Source organism: Chryseobacterium sp. FR054 (assembly GCF_056844565.1).
The window spans coordinates 401198-419300 of record NZ_JBXDSA010000004.1 but is presented as its reverse complement, the minus strand read 5'-3'; the positions used below and the strand labels follow the sequence as shown (position 1 = coordinate 419300).

At 39.6% G+C, this 18103-nt stretch carries 11 protein-coding genes; 7 read left to right on the top strand and 4 right to left on the bottom strand.

Annotation, left to right across the window (positions count from 1 at the left end):
- Positions 1–244: 244 nt before the first annotated feature.
- Positions 245–5224, top strand: coding sequence for a GEVED domain-containing protein (locus AC106S_RS18175; protein ID WP_482441093.1), 4980 nt, complete (start codon positions 245–247; stop codon positions 5222–5224).
- An 86-nt stretch (positions 5225–5310) separates the two neighbouring features.
- Here the strand turns inward: AC106S_RS18175 and coaE are convergent, their stop codons facing one another.
- The 4 genes from coaE to ruvB are packed head-to-tail and all read right to left on the bottom strand — an operon-like array spanning position 5311 to position 8510.
- On the bottom strand, positions 5311–5940 hold the full coding sequence (gene coaE / locus AC106S_RS18170) for a dephospho-CoA kinase (RefSeq protein WP_482441092.1): 630 nt from the start codon (positions 5938–5940) through the stop codon (positions 5311–5313).
- A gap of 9 nt (positions 5941–5949) precedes the next feature.
- Positions 5950–6816, bottom strand: coding sequence for an MBL fold metallo-hydrolase (locus AC106S_RS18165; protein ID WP_482441091.1), 867 nt, complete (start codon positions 6814–6816; stop codon positions 5950–5952).
- Positions 6817–6830: 14 nt separating this feature from the next.
- On the bottom strand, positions 6831–7445 hold the full coding sequence (locus tag AC106S_RS18160) for an FMN-binding negative transcriptional regulator (protein WP_482441090.1): 615 nt from the start codon (positions 7443–7445) through the stop codon (positions 6831–6833).
- Positions 7446–7487: 42 nt separating this feature from the next.
- Positions 7488–8510, bottom strand: coding sequence for a Holliday junction branch migration DNA helicase RuvB (ruvB, locus tag AC106S_RS18155; RefSeq protein ID WP_482441089.1), 1023 nt, complete (start codon positions 8508–8510; stop codon positions 7488–7490).
- 245 nt (positions 8511–8755) lie between these two features.
- Here ruvB and hutI point away from each other — a divergent pair, with 245 nt between their 5' ends.
- The 6 genes from hutI to AC106S_RS18125 all read left to right on the top strand — a co-directional run bounded on the left by hutI (position 8756) and on the right by AC106S_RS18125 (position 17970).
- A complete protein-coding gene (gene hutI / locus AC106S_RS18150) occupies positions 8756–9982 on the top strand; it encodes an imidazolonepropionase (RefSeq protein WP_482441088.1) in 1227 nt (408 codons plus the stop codon).
- An 8-nt stretch (positions 9983–9990) separates the two neighbouring features.
- A complete protein-coding gene (locus tag AC106S_RS18145) occupies positions 9991–11094 on the top strand; it encodes a DUF695 domain-containing protein (RefSeq protein WP_482441087.1) in 1104 nt (367 codons plus the stop codon).
- Positions 11095–11579: 485 nt separating this feature from the next.
- A complete protein-coding gene (locus tag AC106S_RS18140) occupies positions 11580–13592 on the top strand; it encodes a BCCT family transporter (protein ID WP_482441086.1) in 2013 nt (670 codons plus the stop codon).
- 124 nt (positions 13593–13716) lie between these two features.
- Positions 13717–14640, top strand: coding sequence for a formimidoylglutamase (hutG, locus tag AC106S_RS18135; RefSeq protein ID WP_482441085.1), 924 nt, complete (start codon positions 13717–13719; stop codon positions 14638–14640).
- A gap of 134 nt (positions 14641–14774) precedes the next feature.
- Positions 14775–16067, top strand: a complete 1293-nt coding sequence (locus AC106S_RS18130) for an aldehyde dehydrogenase family protein (protein WP_482441084.1) — start codon at positions 14775–14777, stop codon at positions 16065–16067.
- Between the two features lies 1 nt (position 16068).
- A complete protein-coding gene (locus AC106S_RS18125; protein WP_482441083.1) occupies positions 16069–17970 on the top strand; it encodes a WG repeat-containing protein in 1902 nt (633 codons plus the stop codon).
- The last annotated feature ends 133 nt before the right edge of the window (positions 17971–18103 follow it).

Below are 18103 nucleotides of genomic sequence, written 5' to 3'. Positions count from 1 at the left end.
GAATTTCAAATAAAATGAGCCCTCAGCAATGAGGGCTTTTTTTATTGTTCTGAGGGGAGCTGAATGCTTTTATCTTATGTCTTTTTTATGTTTAAAATATTTATGAAAAACAGATGTGTAAGTTTATTTTATTAATGAATAGTCATTTTTATTATGATTTTATCATTAATTTGATTGTTTTGTTGATTTTGTGTAAAAAAAATAATTAGATTTGTGTGATTAATACAAAATAATTAGAAAAATTATGAAGAAAATTTTTATTTCTTTCTTTTTTCTTTGTTTGTTTGCAGTAATCAAGGCACAATGGAGCCCTGCATCATCCAGTGGAGAAAGAGTTAAAGACGGTTCTGGTCTCCGGGACTATTATTCTTTGGATATTTCATTGCTGAAATCACAGCTTTCAAAAGCTCAGGAGACTGGGAAAAATGCGAAACCTGTTGAAGTTTCTCTGCCGGTCCTCGGAGGGAAAATTGAAAAATTTGCGGTTTACAGTTTTCCGGTCGTGGTGAAAGAGCTTGCCGACCAGTATCAGCTGGGCTCATATGTCGGAATAGGAATAGATGACCCTTCAAAGCATCTGAGATTCAGTTTGTCTCCCAATGATTTTCAGGCAATGATCATCAAAAACGGAGACTATCAGTTTATAGATCCGGCCAATCCGGCAAAAACACTGTATAGTGTTCATTCCAAAACGAATAAAAGTAAAGACGGATTTCTATGTTCGGCAGAAGAAAGCGAAAGTGCCAGACAGGACATGCAGAAACTTTATCAGCTGGGTAAATCTTTTACCAACCAGTCTGGGGATTTTTCGAAAAATTCTGATAAAAAGTACAGAACTTTGAGAATTGTGGTTTCCACATGCGGAGAATATACTCAATATCATGGTGGTACTGTTGCAGGAGCTTTATCAGCAATTAATGCTACACTGACAAGGATTAACGGAGTGTACGAAAAAGATTTTGCGCTTCATTTAAATCTTCAGAACTATCCTTCTATTATTTATACCAATGCGGCTTCAGATCCTTACTCTCCTTTAACGGCTCCGGGAAACACCAATGGAGATTTGTGGAATAATGAGGTTCAGAATGTATTAACAGCCAATGTGGGCAACAGCAATTATGATATAGGACATCTTTTTGCTCCGCCGGGAGCCGGAGGTAATGCCGGATGTCTCGGATGTATCTGCCGGGATAATGTTCAGCCGGCTGCCAATGATAAAGGTTCGGGCTGGACCTCACCGGGAAGCGGTAATCCGGTTGGAGATAATTTTGATATCGATTATGTGGCTCACGAAATTGGACACCAGTTAGGGGGAGTTCACAGTTTCTCTTATAGTGCGCCCCAGCTTGGTTCCTCAACAAGTGTTGAACCCGGATCTGGTTCGAGTATCATGGGATATGCAGGTATTACAGGGCCTACAACAGATGTGCAGGCTCACTCGGATCCCTATTTTAATGTGACCAATATTACCCAGATTCAGGCCAACCTGATCAGTAAAACATGTGATGTGGAAACACCAATTACCAATAATCCACCTGTAATAGCGGCACTCCCTACATACAATATCCCTAAAGGAACAGCATTTGTTCTTACAGCTTCAGCAACAGACGCTGAAAATGATCCCATGACTTTTAATTGGGAAGAAGTTGATATTGCCACTGAAGTCATTAATAATGCAAATTTAGGAAACACAGCATCAGGTCCGTCTTTCAGATCTGTTGCTCCGTCTGCAAGTCCGGTCCGGTATTTTCCAAGACTCTCTTCGGTACTGAGCGGTGTTCTGAATAACTCCAATAATCTTTGGGAAGCTGTATCCACAGTAGCCAGAACCACTAAATTTACTGTTACAGCAAGGGATAACCACCCGAATCCACAGCAACAGCAGACCCAATCGGCTACCCAGACCATTATTGTAGGAAATAACGGGCCATTCAAAGTAAATCCTGCAACAATTTACAACAACGGTCCCACAAATGTTAGCTGGGATGTTGTGGGAACCAATGCTGCACCTTATAATGCTCCGAATGTAAAAATTGACTTTACAACAGATAATGGAACGACCTGGCATTTAGTAACAGCCTCAACTCCTAATGACGGAACTGAAGCGCTCGATTTTACTCCATTTCCGCTCACGATAGGTGGTACAGCAAAAATAAGGGTAAGTGCAGTGAATAATGTATTCTACGCCATCGGTAATGCTCCCATAAGTACCCTGCCGATATGTACGCCAACTGCTCCGGGAGGAATTCAGGTAACCGCCGTTACCCAGGCACAGGCTACCATTACGTGGAACGCATCATTCGGGGCTACTTATATTTTTCAGTACCGCGTTGCAGGAACCACAGCATGGACCAATGCCAATCCTCAGCCTACCACCAATACCATTATTCTGAACGGTCTCACCGCCGGAACACACTATGAGTTCCAGATTGCCAATGTCTGCTCAGGAGTAACAGGAAACTTTTCACCGGTCAATGTCTTTATGACCCCGTATTGTGCCGGAACATCAACCAATACAGATAACGGATATATTTCAAACGTTACAGTTGAGGCTGCCAGTTCTTATACGATGAGTAATAACTCAGGAGCAGCCAATTATACCGATTATTCATCTGATGCCACAAAACTTATTACATTGGTACGGGGATCGGCCAATAACACTGTTTCAATCTCTAAATTCTGGACAGGTGCCACATCAAGCAAAGCTGTAAGTGTGTGGATTGATTTTAATAAAAACGGAATTTTTGATACCACCGAAAGAATCCTGAACGGAGCTAATAACACCACTACCCCGGTTACGGCAACATTCCCTGTACCGGCAACGGCTTATAACGGCCCTTATCCTACACGTATGCGTGTTGTACTGAGAAACACGGCAAATCCGGCAGCATGTGCCAGCTTCAGTGACGGAGAAGTAGAGGACTATGCGGTGAAATTAATTGATCAGCCGGCATGTACGAATGCTCCGCCGGCCAATATAACGGTAACCAACATGACGCCTACTACTGCCAATGTTTCCTGGACAGCAGCAGTGGGTGCCAACTATGTATTGAGATACAGAAAAACAGGACCCACAGCCTGGATTACAATAGATCCTGTTCCTGCGCCGGTAAATAACTATACAATCACCGGTTTAACCGAACAAACCCAATATGAAGTACAGGTAGCTACCAAATGTGGAACCACTCAAAGCGGATTCTCTCCATCTACCCAGTTTACAACACCTGCATTGACGTACTGCCCGATGACTGGCACCGGAACAAATGATCATATCTCCAATGTGACCGTTACCTCCATAAATCCGGCTATCCCGGTAATGAATAATACCTCAGTGCAGACCAATTATATCAGCTATACATCACCTGCTACTCTTATTACCCTGGAAATAGGTTCCGTAGGTAATAGAATCTCTGTGGCGAAAGGGTGGACAGGAGCCACCAATAGCGATGCAGTATCTGCATGGATAGACTTTAACAGAAACGGAATATTTGAAACATCAGAGCAGATTCTGAACTCTGCTTCAAGTACTACTACTCCTGTAAACGCCACTTTTAATGTTCCGGCAGGAGCGTATTCAGGAACACTGAATACCACCATGAGGGTTGTTTTACAACGCTCATCTGCCCCAACACTCTGCCAGAATGCAATAAACGGAGAAGTGGAAGACTATGTCGTAAAACTAAAGCCTTGCAGTACAGCGGTACCGGGAAATCCTGCCTTTACCACTGTCACTCATAATTCAGTGGAGATTAACTGGACAGCAGCGACCAATAATTTTACTTATGTACTGCAATACAGGGTACAGGGTACCACTGCTTGGACGAGTGTATATGTTACCGCATTACCTTATACCTTAAACGGTCTGATTCCTTTCACCACTTATGAAGTACAGGTTGCGGCCAATTGTGGAACATCTACGGGAACGTTTACTCCAATAGCTACTTTTACCACAACATGTGATCCCACTCCTCCTACTGTGACTGTTACCAATATTACTTCCAGCTCCGCACTGATTACCTGGGCACCCCTTGCAATAGGATCTACCTATACTTTGGAATGGAGAAAAGTAGGTACGGCAACATGGACACCAGTCGCCAATATTGCACCTCCTGTGAATTCTTATGCATTAAATGGTCTGGATCCTTACACCAGGTATGAAGTAAGAGTCGCCAATAAATGCAGTGGATCAACTACTCTTAACCCTTACTCTAATCCAGCTGTATTTATAACAGAAAGAATCTGTGAACTACCTCCTCCGGGCCTGACGATCACGCAGCTTACGCCTACAACTGCTGAAGTAGTATGGGAAGGTTTCCCTGGGGCAACCTATATGCTGAGATACAGAAAAGTGGGAATTCCGAGCTGGACAACAGTTTCTACGGTAAATCCTACTTACACAATTACAGGATTAACTGAACTTACAAGATATGAAATGCAGGTAGTGAATATATGCAGCGGTACCCCTGGAACCTATACCCCTCCATATTATTTCACAACACCAACAGTGATCTACTGCCAGATGGGAGCCGAAAACTTCTCAGGAGAACATATTTCTAAAGTGACGGTAAAGCCTAACGGAAGACCTGAAATGAAAAACGAATCCGGAGCGTCAAGCTACACAGACTATACCGGAGTTCCGGGAGCATTTATTGAACTTGTTCAGGGATCCACAGGAAATGAGATCAGCATCGAGAAAAAATGGACAGGTACCAATCACGATGAAGGGATCGCCGTATGGATCGATTTCAACAGAAACGGATACTTCGATCCGAATGAAAGAGTGTTCACTTCACCACCGAATACAGACAGTCCTGTATCAGGAACATTCAGTGTTCCGGCCGATGCATTCGTAAGTACATCTGTTCATAAATACGTAGTGATGAGAGTGGCCATGTCAAGAGACGGAATTCCTGTGAACTGCTTGAACATGAAGAACGGGGAAGTGGAAGATTATTCGGTAAGAATTGCCAAGCAGGGTGTTCCGAATTCACTGAACCAGGATGATATCATGATCTATCCGAACCCTGTAAGCTCGGTATTGTATGTGAAAAATATCAGCAAAAAAGCAAAATATAAGATCTACAATGCTGCCGGGCAGCTTATCGTTGAAGGTATTCTGCTGAACAACCAGGTCAATGTAAGCAGGTTGATCAGCGGGGCTTATGTAATCGCTATTGAGGACGGAGATAAATCTGTTCAGAAGAAATTTATTAAAGAACAATAACAGAATGTTTAAATAAAATAAGCTCTCAGAAATGAGAGCTTATTTTTTTATATTCCAGTCCTGTGAAAAAATTAACAGGATCTTGTTTATTCAATCGTAAAAATGATCCGTTCGGTCTGTTCTCTTAAATCTTCCAGGTTGGTATTGTTGTAAATAATACAGTCTGCAAGCCTTATTTTATCTTTTTCGGGCATCTGTTTCTCCATAACAGTCTCTACTTCACGGTAGGTTTTGCCATCACGGTCCATCACTCTTTTGATTCTGATGTTATCTTCCGCGGTTACCAGAAGAGATTTATAGCACTGTCTGTTGAGTTTTAATTCAAACAATAAAGCAGTTTCCTTAAAAACCAGATATTTCGTCTGCTTTTTTACCCAGTCTTCAAAATCAATCCTTACAGCAGGATGAATAATCTCATTCAGCTGGTGGAGGAGATCTTTATTATTAAAAACCTTTCCGGCTACAAATTTCCTGTCATAAAGACCATCCTCATCATAAGCATCTGTTCCCAGCAGTTCTTTGATCTTTACTTTTAAGTTTTCATCATCATTGACGATGCTTTTGGCTCTGTCATCTGAATAATAGACGGGAAATCCCAACTCTTCGATAAAACGGGCAACCGTCGTTTTTCCCGATCCTATTCCTCCGGTCAGCCCGATGATCTTGGGTGATGGTTCCGGTTCCGTTTTCTGCGTTTCTGAACGTAATTCTTCCATGATTAAAAATTAATATCCAAAAACATCATTAAAAGTATAGGTTTCATCAAGTCTTACTCCTTTTTCTGTCATTTTAAGACTGGCCAGTTCATGATGAGCATCGTGTTCAAAGAACAGCAGGTATTCATTATCAATACACTGCTTCAGAAATTTGCCTTTTTCTTCCAGGGTCAGAAGAGGTCTGGTATCATAGCCCATTACATACACCTGATTGATGTGTCCTGCGGTAGGAATAAGATCAGCTGCAAAAACTACGGTCTTTTCCTGATACTGAATCACCGGAAGCATCTGTTTCTCCGTATGTCCGTCTACAAAAATCACATCCATTTTCAGGTCCGGAGCAAACCCGTAATTTCCTGTTGTAGGGAGGGGTAAAAAGTTCAGCTGCCCGCTTTCCTGCATCGGAAGAATATTTTCTTTCAGAAAGCTGGCCTTTTCTCGTGCATTAGGTTCGGTAGCCCATTTCCAGTGATTTTCATTGGTCCAGAACTGAGCGTTTTTAAATGCGGGTCTGTATCCTGTTCTGTCGTCGTTCCATTCAATAGCCCCACCGCAGTGGTCAAAATGAAGATGAGTAAGGAAAACATCCGTAATGTCTTCTTTTACAAAACCGAATTTTTTTAGATTCTTATCAAGGTTATCATCACCCCAAAGCGAGTAGTGCCCAAAGAATTTATCATCCTGTTTATTGCCCAGACCGCAGTCTACAAGGATCAGTTTCTTTCCGTCTTCAATAAGCAGTGAGCGGGTTCCCAGCTCAATCAGGTTTCTTTCGTCTGCAGGATTGGTTTTTTCCCACAGACTCTTTGGGACGACGCCGAACATGGCACCGCCATCCAGTTTAAATTTTCCACATTGTATCGGATATAGCTTCATATATATTTTGATTATTATTTCTTTATTAATTTCATTTTTTCAGCAATCTTGGCTGCATAAATATCAGAAGAATTTTCAAGATGTGAAATGATACTTTGAAAATCATCTTCTTTTCTGTTCTGAGAAAGCTTTTGTTTAATAAATATTTCCGTTGGAATGATCTTGAGGCCAAAAGCACCCTTCATTTCTTTTTCCACAAACGCTTGATCCATATCTTTAACCATCACAGGACACTTTTGCAACGTTTCATATTGGGAAGTCAGCTTTTCAAGATGCAGATAAAGTTCTTCAGGATCCATTAATTTCACCTTTCCGTAAACCTGTACTGCCTCATAATTCCATGTTGAAACATTGATATGATCATACCAGCTGCTTGAAATATAGGTATGGGCTCCCAGGAAATCACACAGCACCTCATCACCATCCTTTAATATTTTCGCCTGTGGATTGGCTCTGGAAATATGGGTTTCAATATAAACATTTTCCGGATCATTTTCATTAAGCATCATCATAGAATGGGTGGCCCTGATTTTATCCACAGAAGAAATCAATAAGGCAAAAGCATTTTCCCGGATAATTTCCCTCATCAGATCAGAGTCCTCACTTCTGTATAATTTAGGTATAAACATAAACTAATAAACTCTTATTAATCTTAAACCTTAAACCCTTGATCAGAAAAGCTCTCCGGGATTCTTCGGTCTTGTAATATTTAAATGCCGGTAAGCTTTTTCGGTAACTTCTCTTCCTCTCGGTGTCCGGATAATAAAGCCCTCCTGGATCAGGAACGGTTCATACACTTCTTCCACCGTTTCCGGATTTTCACCGATTGAAGTTGCCAGAGCAGAAATTCCCACGGGTTTTCCTTTGAAATTTTCAATCATCACACGCATGATCTTATTATCCATTTCATCCAGGCCGAATTCATCCACATTCAGGGAATCCAGGGCATATTTTGTAATTTTGATCTCTATTTCTCCGTTTCCTTTTATTTCTGCAAAATCACGAACCCTTCTCAGCAGGGCATTGGCTATTCTGGGGGTTCCACGGCTTCTTCTGGCAATTTCTATCGCAGCATCTTCATAAATGGTACTGCCTAAAACCCCCGCACTTCTCTGAATAATCATCGATAAAAGCTCTACGGAATAATATTCCAGCCTGCTTTGAATTCCGAATCTTGCCAGCATTGGCTTAGTAAGCATTCCGCTTCGGGTGGTTGCGCCCACCAGGGTGAAAGGATTAAGGCCGATCTGTACGCTGCGTGCGTTAGGACCGGTTTCCAGCATAATATCTATTTTGTAGTCCTCCATGGCAGAATAAAGGTATTCTTCCACAACCGGAGAAAGACGGTGAATCTCATCAATAAAAAGGACATCATTTTCCTCCAGATTGGTCAGCAGTCCGGCCAGGCTTCCCGGTTTATCCAATACAGGACCAGAAGTAATCTTGCAGTTTACTCCAAGTTCATTCGCAATAATATTGGCTAAAGTGGTTTTACCCAAACCCGGAGGACCGTGAAGAAGAACATGGTCAAGAGCACCCCCGCGTCTTTTCGCCGCAGATACAAAAACCTCAAGATTTTCCAATGTTTTTCTCTGCCCGGCAAAGTCTTTAAAACTCTGGGGGCGGATCTGCTGCTCCTGCATAAGCTCTTCATGCGAGTAGTTTTCCTTATCTGGATGTAAAAAATCTGGCATTAATTCATTTCATTTACCTCAAAGATAGGAAATTTAGATAAAGGTTGAAAGACAGATCCGGAAAAGGGCAGGAACTAAAGCCGGGGTAAAACCGGATAAAGCAATGAAGCCCTGAAGATTTAATCAATTGAGATATTTTAAGTATTTTTGAGAGGAAATATTAAAGCTGAATTGTGAGATTAAAATTCCGGTGGAGTTGAAATCCTTAAACAAACAATTCATCTTCTAACCCATAGTCTAAATAAATGAAATTAATAGGACCATTCAGGCAGGTTGTAACACTTGCCGGGCTACCGTTAAGAGGTAAACTTTCCGATGAACAGCTGGAAATTACTGTTGATGGAGGAATTGTAATCAATAACGGGATCATTCATAAAACCGGAAATTTTGATGTATTAAAATCAGAATTTCCGGATATAGAAACTGAACAGATTGAAGGAGAGCAGATTGTTCTTCCCGCTTTCACAGACTCACATACCCACATCTGTTTCGGAGGAAACCGGGCCAATGATTTTGCTATGCGTAATGCCGGCAAAACTTATCTGGAAATAGCCGAAAGCGGAGGAGGGATCTGGAGTTCCGTACAGCATACAAGAAATGCTTCAGAAGAAGAATTACTGAAAACACTATTGGAAAGGATCAGTTTCCTGGTTGATCTTGGTATCACAACCATTGAAGTAAAAAGCGGTTATGGCCTGGACGTGGAGAACGAGCTTAAAATGCTCCGGATGATCAGAAAAGCTCAGGAATTTACTGAAGCAACTTTGGTTCCTACCTGTCTTTCCGCCCATTTAAAACCAAGAGATTTTGAAGGAAGCAACCCTGAATATCTGAAATATATCCTTACCGAAATTTTACCGAAAGTAAAAGAAGAGAATCTGGCGCAGCGTGTTGATATATTTATTGAAAAATCAGCGTTTCAGCCTGAAGAAAGTAAAGATTTCCTACTTAAAACTAAAGATTTAGGTTTTGAAATCACCGTTCATGCCGACCAGTTTACCCCGGGAAGTTCTCGAATAGCTGTGGAGGTAGGAGCAAAGTCCGCAGATCACCTGGAAGCAACGGTTGATGAAGATATTCAGTTTTTAGCAGAATCAGATACAGTGGCAACAGCACTTCCGGGAGCAAGCTTAGGATTGGGGGAAAAATTTACGCCGGCAAGAAAATTACTGGATGCAGGAGCTATCGTAGCGATTGCCAGTGACTGGAACCCGGGATCGGCCCCTATGGGAAATTTAATTACCCAGGCTTCTATTCTGGCTGCTTTCCAGAAACTGACGACAGCCGAGGTATTGGCAGGAATGACCTACCGTGCTGCCTATGCCCTTAATCTGGAAGACAGAGGAAAGCTGGAACCTGGTAAAAAAGCAGATTTTGTGACTTTTAAAACCGATAATTTTCAGAATGTTCTTTACAATCAGGGAAGTCTTGGGGCAGAACATGTTTATATTGACGGAAACCTTATAAAATAAACGCACTTATGGGTATCTTTGATAAAATCTTCAGTAAAAAAGATCCGGAACAGGAAATCCGTACCTATAAAGATTTCTGGAACTGGTTTCATACCAGGGAAAAAGACTTTTACGAAATTGTAAAAAACAGGGAAACGGCATCCATTGAAAAGGATTTTTTTGATGTACTTTCTCCCAAGCTCCGCCAGATCAATGAACATTTTTATTTTCTTACCGGAATGTTTGATGATACTACCGCAGAGCTCATCATTACCGTAGACGGAGAAATAAAAAATATGGTTTTTGCTGAAGAACTTATCAGCGCGGCCCCTGAGTCGGAATACTGGCTGTTTACCGCATTAAAGCCTGCTAAAAATATAGATCACGTAGCTCTTCAGATGAACGGCTATGAATTTACAAAAGATAATGTATTCTTTTATTCCAACGAATCGGAGGAGTATCCTGACGAAATCGATCTTGCTTTTGTTTATGAAGGGCTAAATGAAGAAAACAAAGGACAGATTACCACCGGGATATGTGTGTTTTTAGACCATTTTTTAGGCGAGCTGAATTTTGCGACGCAGATTGACGTATTCAGTATCATTGGAAAAGATCAGGCAGAAAAAGAGCTGGTTCCGATAGGAAAACTCAAAGATTTTCTGGAATGGAGAGAAAGGGAATTCACCGAAAAGTATGAAAAGGTAAAAAGAACTGATACAGAAGATGAGTTTTCTGTTATCAGAGCTGCTTTAGGTAATGAAAGACCGCTTATTGCCTGCATGAATCTGCCCTTATTACAATATGATGCAAAAGCTTCCTATCCGTGGATTTCTGTTCTTAAATTTCACTATAACGGAGATAACAATGACGGCCTTCCCGAAAAAGAAGATTTTGAAAAATTAAGCGATATTGAAGATAAAGCCATTGAAGATCTGCAAGAGAAGGGATACCTGTACATAGGCAGGGAAACTGCGGATAACGTTAAAGAATGTTATTTTGCAGGAAAAGATTTCAGGGAAATTTCTAAAGTTTTTAAGACAATAGAGGATAACAACCCGGAATATAAAATCTCATTCAGAATCTTTAAAGATAAATACTGGCAGTATTTTAAATATTACAATAATGCTGTTTAACAAAAATGCGGAAGAAAAATTCTTCTGCATTTTTTTATTTCCGGTGTACAGATAACCAAAGTAATTAATTTCATCCTTACTTTTTAATTGTAAAATCATACTAAAAAATCTGCGTCATCTGCTTAATCAGCGAGAGAAAAAAAACATAAAAATCAGGCAATATGAAGGAAGCTTTACAACTTTTGATATACTATACAGCTCTTACAAATCTTTTATTTACAGGTTAAAATTTACTAGATAAATGACCTTAAAAGTCAGCATCAAGAAATCATAAAGTCCTCCATATTTTTCATATTTCCTATAAGTTTTCTTATCTTGCGCCGCGATTAACGTTGATTTTTAGATAAATAACGTATTTTTCAATAGTTCTTAAGTGCGCCGGAGATCCCGGAAAACCTGGATATTTTCTTATTTCTCAGTACTTTTTTACAGCTATATTCCATACCAGGAAGACTTGTCGATACGATAAAACGAAAATAAAAAAAATGAATTTTCAAAATGTTAGATCTACTTTTAACAAAGGGGTCACTATTCCGAGTTTAATATTTATCATAGGTACCTGTTTTCTGTCCGCAGTTTATCCCAAACCAACAGAAAACATACTGAATGAGATTAAGCAGTTCATATTTGTCAATTTAAATTGGGTATATGTATGGTCTGTGACGCTTTTTGTAATTTTCCTGGTGTATCTGCTGTTCAGCAAATATGCCGACATTAAGCTGGGAGCGAATGACAGTAAGCCGGAATATTCCTTCTTTTCCTGGATTTCCATGCTTTTCGCAGCAGGAATGGGAATCGGACTGATTTATTTCAGTGTAGCTGAACCTATGCAGCATTATTCTTCAGATGTTTTTGCCGATAATCATTATGTAAGCCGGGCCAAGCAGGCACAGCTCTATACTTTTTTCCATTGGGGAATCCATGCATGGGCTATTTACGGAGTGGTGGGGCTCTCTTTATCTTATTTTGCCTACCGTTACAGACTTCCGCTTTCATTACGGAGCTGCTTTTATCCCTTGCTAAAAAATAAGATCAATGGAAAATGGGGTAATGCCATTGACGTTTTTGCACTATGCTGTACCTTCTTTGGAATTACTACCACACTTGGATTTGGAGTGGTGCAGATCAGTTCCGGACTGAATATCCTTCATATTACACCAGAGAACAGTTTTATGTATCAGATCATCATTGTGGTTACCCTTGTTGCCCTTTCTGTGATGTCTGCCATCTCAGGAGTGGGAAAAGGAGTAAAAATTTTAAGTAATATCAATGTTATCAGTGTAATCGGGCTTCTGCTTTTTGTATTGATACTGGGACCCACGGTATACCTCATCGGAAGCTTTACAGATGGTCTGGGAAATTATATCAATAACTTTTTCAATCTTACCTTCAATACCCATGTTTATGAGAAAAATGCCCTGCCGTGGTTTTATGACTGGACCATTCTTTACTGGGCATGGTGGATTTCCTGGTCGCCATATGTAGGTTTGTTTATTGCAAGGATCTCCAAAGGAAGAACGATCAGGGAGTTTATCCTGGCGGTTTTAATCCTTCCTACACTGTTCAATTTTATCTGGATGTCCGTATTTGGAAACAGTGCTATTTGGTTTGATTTAAATATGGCCAACGGACAACTAAGTCAGTTTGCCACAGATCCGGACGCGTTAATGTTCAGGTTCTTAGAATATCTGCCTTTATCGGAGTTTACAGGGTTATTTGTGATTCTTATCATCCTTATCTTTTTTGTGACATCGGCCGATTCAGGTATATTTGTAATGAACAGTATTGCAACTAAAAATGCCGGTAAATCTCCAAAATGGCAGATTGTATTCTGGGGTGTGCTATTGGCTGTGCTTTCTCTTTTACTGCTGAATGTAGGAGGTCTTAAAGCATTACAGAGTATGACCTTAATTACTGCATTACCGTTTTCCATTGTAGTTATTCTATTCATTGTAAGTCTGATGAAAGGACTGTCGATTGACCGGAAATACTATGAAAGAAACTTTTCAGCGTCTACTGTTCCGTGGTCCGGCGAATTCTGGAAAGAACGTTTAAAGAATATTGTTTCCTTTAAAGATAAGGCTTCCGTAGATCATTTCATACAGGTAAAAGCCCGGGAAGCCTTTACGGATCTCCGGCAGGAATTTGCTGCCAACGGAATTACAGCACAGATAAATCAGGGTGAAAATCCTGTCAGAATAGAAATAGAAATCCATCAGGGGGTAGTAAACAACTTTGTTTATGGTATCGAAAATCAGATAAAAACAGTGTCTGAACATATCATGAATGAAGAAAACCTGCCGGAGCTGGATGATAATAAAACCCATTATCCACGATCCTATTTTGGAGACAGACGGGAAGGGTATGACGTGCAGTATTTCACCAAAAATGAGCTGATTTCCGATGTACTGAAACATTATGAACGGTTTTTGGAAATTATTTCAGAAGAGCGGAATGAAATGTTTATCAGCAGCAATGCCAATGAGAATAAACATTGAAATACAGACTATTTGTCTCACAATGAATACTTTGTTTAATGTACGAAAGAAGTTTTTTATTTAAACAATATTAATTAGCTTTACTGAATAGAATGATGCGACTTAAATTGAATTTTAAATAATTATGTTTCAGAATATTTGGCAGGGTAGGCTGGATGGAGAAGAGCTCCTTTTCCACAGGCTGTTTCAGAGAGTAAAAGAAGAACAGAATTACGATACTATCTCAACGAATGATTTCGTTATACACGGTTTTGCCGTGGATGAAGGAGTACGAAGGAATAAAGGACGTCTCGGAGCAAAAGATGCACCTGATGTGATCCGGAAGAATATGTCTAATTTCCCGGTTATTTTCCCTGATTTTTCTCTGCTTGACTTCGGAAACATTACCTGCGAAAACGGAGATCTGGAAACAGCCCAGAACAGCCTTGCCAAAAATGTATCAAAAGTACTTTTAAAAGGAGGAAAGTCATTGGTGCTGGGTGGAGGTCATGAAGTAACCTATGCCCATTATTTAGGCGTAAAAACAGCCTTTCCGGAACAGAAAATAGGGATCATTAATATTGATGCCCATTTTGATAACAGGCAGCCGGAAAAAGGTGCAGGTCCAAGCTCGGGAACAGGATTCTGGCAGATTGCACAGGAAGGACCGATCAATTCCCTGCACATCGGGATTCAGAGAAATTCAAATACTTTAAAACTCTTTGATACGGCTCATCAGTATGGAATGAAATATATTCTTGCAGACGAAATCTTTTTTGAAAATCTTCCGTCCATTTATCAGAGAATCAATGATTTGCTGGACAGTGTAGATTATGCATACCTCACCATTTGCATGGATGTATTCAATGCCTCCATTGCGCCGGGGGTTTCCGCTTCAGCATACAACGGGATTTTTGCAGATACAGCTTTTATGCATTTTTACAGGCATATTTTAAAAAATAAAAAAATAGTGGCTCTGGATGCAGCAGAAGTAAATCCTTCCTTTGACATTCAGGACAGAACGGCAAGGCTGGCAGCATGCCTTTTGAATGAATGGTTTATGGTATAAAACAGTATATCATCAATAGAGAAAATCATTATTTTATATAACTTTAAGGAACAAAATTTGTTGCTTTCATGATGCTTTTAAAGAAGAAGCATTAAATAAATTCATTGATTTGAATTTAAAACAGAAATTAAATTATGGAACAGTTAATTGAAAATAAACTTATTAAAGCAGATAAGACATTTTCATCATGGAGAAAAGTGCCGTTTGAAGAAAGACAGAAGCTGATTGCAACAGCGGCGGAAATTTTAAAAAACAATTCGGAGAAGTTTGGAAGGATCATCACGACAGAAATGAATAAACCCATTTCCGAGTCGGTTGCTGAGGTAGAAAAATGTGCTTTAATGATGAATTATTATGCAGAGGCCGAAAATATTTTAAAACCTGAAAAAGTGGAGTCTGAGTTTGCTTATTCTGAAGTTCATTACGCTCCGAAAGGGGTGATTTTAGGTGTAATGCCCTGGAATTTTCCTTTCTGGCAGGTGCTGAGGTTTGCTGTTCCCGCTATTTTAGCCGGAAATACAGTCGTTCTGAAGCATGCTTCCATTTGTTTCGGAAGCGGAAATGCAATCGAAGAAGTTCTTCTGGAAGCAGGTTTCCCGGAAGGTGTCTTCCAGAATCTTGAAGTAGGACATAAAATGGTAAAAGAAATCCTGGAACATGATACTGTAAAAGGAGTGAGCTTAACAGGCAGCGGAAAGGCCGGGGGAGAAGTGGCTTCTATCGCGGGTCTAAATATCAAAAAATCTTTACTTGAACTGGGCGGAAGTGATGCCTTCATTATTTTTGAAGATGCTGATCTGGATGAAGCGGCAAAATCCGGAGTGAAATCCAGACTTCAGAACTGCGGGCAGACCTGCACAGCGGCAAAAAGATTTATCATCGATGAGAAAATAGAAGATGAGTTTTTACCGAAATTCATTGAAGAATATAAAAAATATGAAATTGGAGATCCCCTAAATAAGGAAACCAAATTAGCCGGAATGGCAAGACCTGATCTTGCTGATGAATTGGAAGCCCAGTTCAACAGGGCATTGGAAAGTGGAGCGGAAATCATCATTCCTCTGGAAAGAGTCTCAGAGAACGAGTTTAAACCCGGTTTAATCAGAGTTAAGGAAGGAAATCCAATTTTAAAAGAAGAACTTTTCGGCCCTCTTGGAATGATTATGACGGCTAAAAATGATGATGAAGCCTTACAGATGGCCAATGATATTCCTTTTGGTCTTTCCAACTCGGTATGGACGAAGAATAAAGAACGTCAGTTATATTTTATTGAAAATCTTGAATCCGGAACCGTAAATATCAACAGAATGACCAGCTCTGATCCGCGTTTCCCGTTCGGTGGGAGCAAGGCTTCAGGATATGGGACAGAACTTTCTTTACTGGCTTTAAAAGAATTTGTGACCGCGAAAACCATCGTGGGAAACTAGAATGAGAAAGGCACTTTATCCTTTTTTTCTCTGCTTTGGCTTTGGGCTGCTTTCATCACAAAAACTCATTCCAATAGACCGTTATGGGGTGATGACAGATTCTGCGGATATTAAAAATCTTCAGGAAAAATATAAGCTTATAGGTCTATTTCAGGAGGTTTCGGGAAAATCTGATGAACGGAGAGCAAGAGTTTTAAAGGAGGGAGATTACAGCTGGAAATGGGGGTTTATAGATCAAAGCGGGAAAGAAATCATTCCGGCGGAATATACTTCTGCTTCTGTTTTTGATCAGTACGGTTATGCGAAAGTAAAAGTAAATGTTGCCATAGACCGTAATTGCAGTGCGGACCATCTATGTACAGAAGAAGATACCACACCTGTGTATTATTTTATTGATAAAGAAGGAATACGGGTGAGTGACTATTTCAGAGACGTAGAAAGCATTTCTGATGAGTACTGGATTGGTAAAGATTATAAAGCTGATCAGCTGATCCGGAAAAAGGATATGAAAGTTTTATACGAATCGGGAACTGATTCTTATCTTTCCATAGATTCCGATACCTATAAATTATCTGAATACTTCATAAAAGAAAGAAGAAAAGACGGGAAAAGCGACCTGGTGAATCTGAAGGGAGAACATCTCACAAATTTCAGGTATCAGGATATAATTGCATTTAACAGATTTTATTTCGGACTGGTACAGAAAGACAAAAAATATACATGGTATCTGTTAAACAAAGATTTCCAGCCTTACGGACAAGATTTTTACACGGAAACAAGTTTGTTAAGCTATGGTTTTAATGGAAATACAATTGCTTTAGAACAAAAGAACGGTTCTTTTCTGGTCAATGAAAAAGGAAAAATTATCTCTGAAAAATACAAAAGAATTTTGAAAGCAGGTAATTTCTACGAAGCATTAAAAGCAGATTCTATTGGTTTAATCAATACAAAAGGTCAGGCCGTAACTCCTTTTAAATACCATCGGGCAGATCTGTATCAAAACCGGTTTATTCTTTTATCCACTTATAAAGATAATAAAACCATTGTGAATATTTATGATCCGGAGACCAATAAGGTATATGATGAGTCATTCTGGATGCCCGGTAAGAAATACATAGTTGCCGGACAAAATGAAAATTATGGCATAAGAAACTCCAATCTGAAACTTATCATCCCCCAGGTATACAAAAGACTTTCTCCGTTGGGAGATACAGGATATTTCCTGGCTATTGATAAAAGGGATAAAAAAGGACTGATCAATCATAAAAATAAGGTGATTATCCCTTTTATATATGATAAAGGTTTTTTCGATATTGCTTTTGACTTCCTCATCCCAGAGAAGGAAAAAGATAAAAAAGATATTGGGAAATATGGGATTCTTTTTGAGAAAAACGGACATTTTGGAATCCTTAATTATAAGGGTGAAGTCATAATACCATTTGGAAACCATAATATCAGTTTTTTTTCTAATCCATCTTTAGCCATGATCTGGAAAGATAAAAAAGTGGGTGTTATGACAAGAAATAAAAAAGTGATCCCTTCGGAATATGACTTCTATAAAAGGGGGAATAATGACAGCGGATATTACTTTTTTATTAAAGATGAAAAATTAGGGGCAGTAGATGAAAATAATAATGTGCTTATCCCCTTTGAAACAAAAGATGTTCAGGAGGTAGAAGAAGGTTTTTATGCGGAAAGATATTTTGTCCTCAGGAAAAGATACGGTTATTCCCTGATAGATAAAGAAGGTAAAGAGTTTTATCCAGGCGGTTTTGATTATGCTCCCCCTATAATGAAAGAAGGTATTGGTCTTTTTGACAGAAGAATTCTACTGGATATCTATAAGAATTCAATAAAAGAATCCGAGTTGAATTATAATATTGATGAGGATGATTTTAAATAAAAAACTCCCGGCAGAATAGAAAATATCCCGGGAGTTTTTTGTATGCTTTGACAAAAGTAACTTTGCTTATTGCTTATTGCTTATTGCTTATTGCTTATTGCTTATTGCTTATTGCTTATTGCTTATTGCTTAT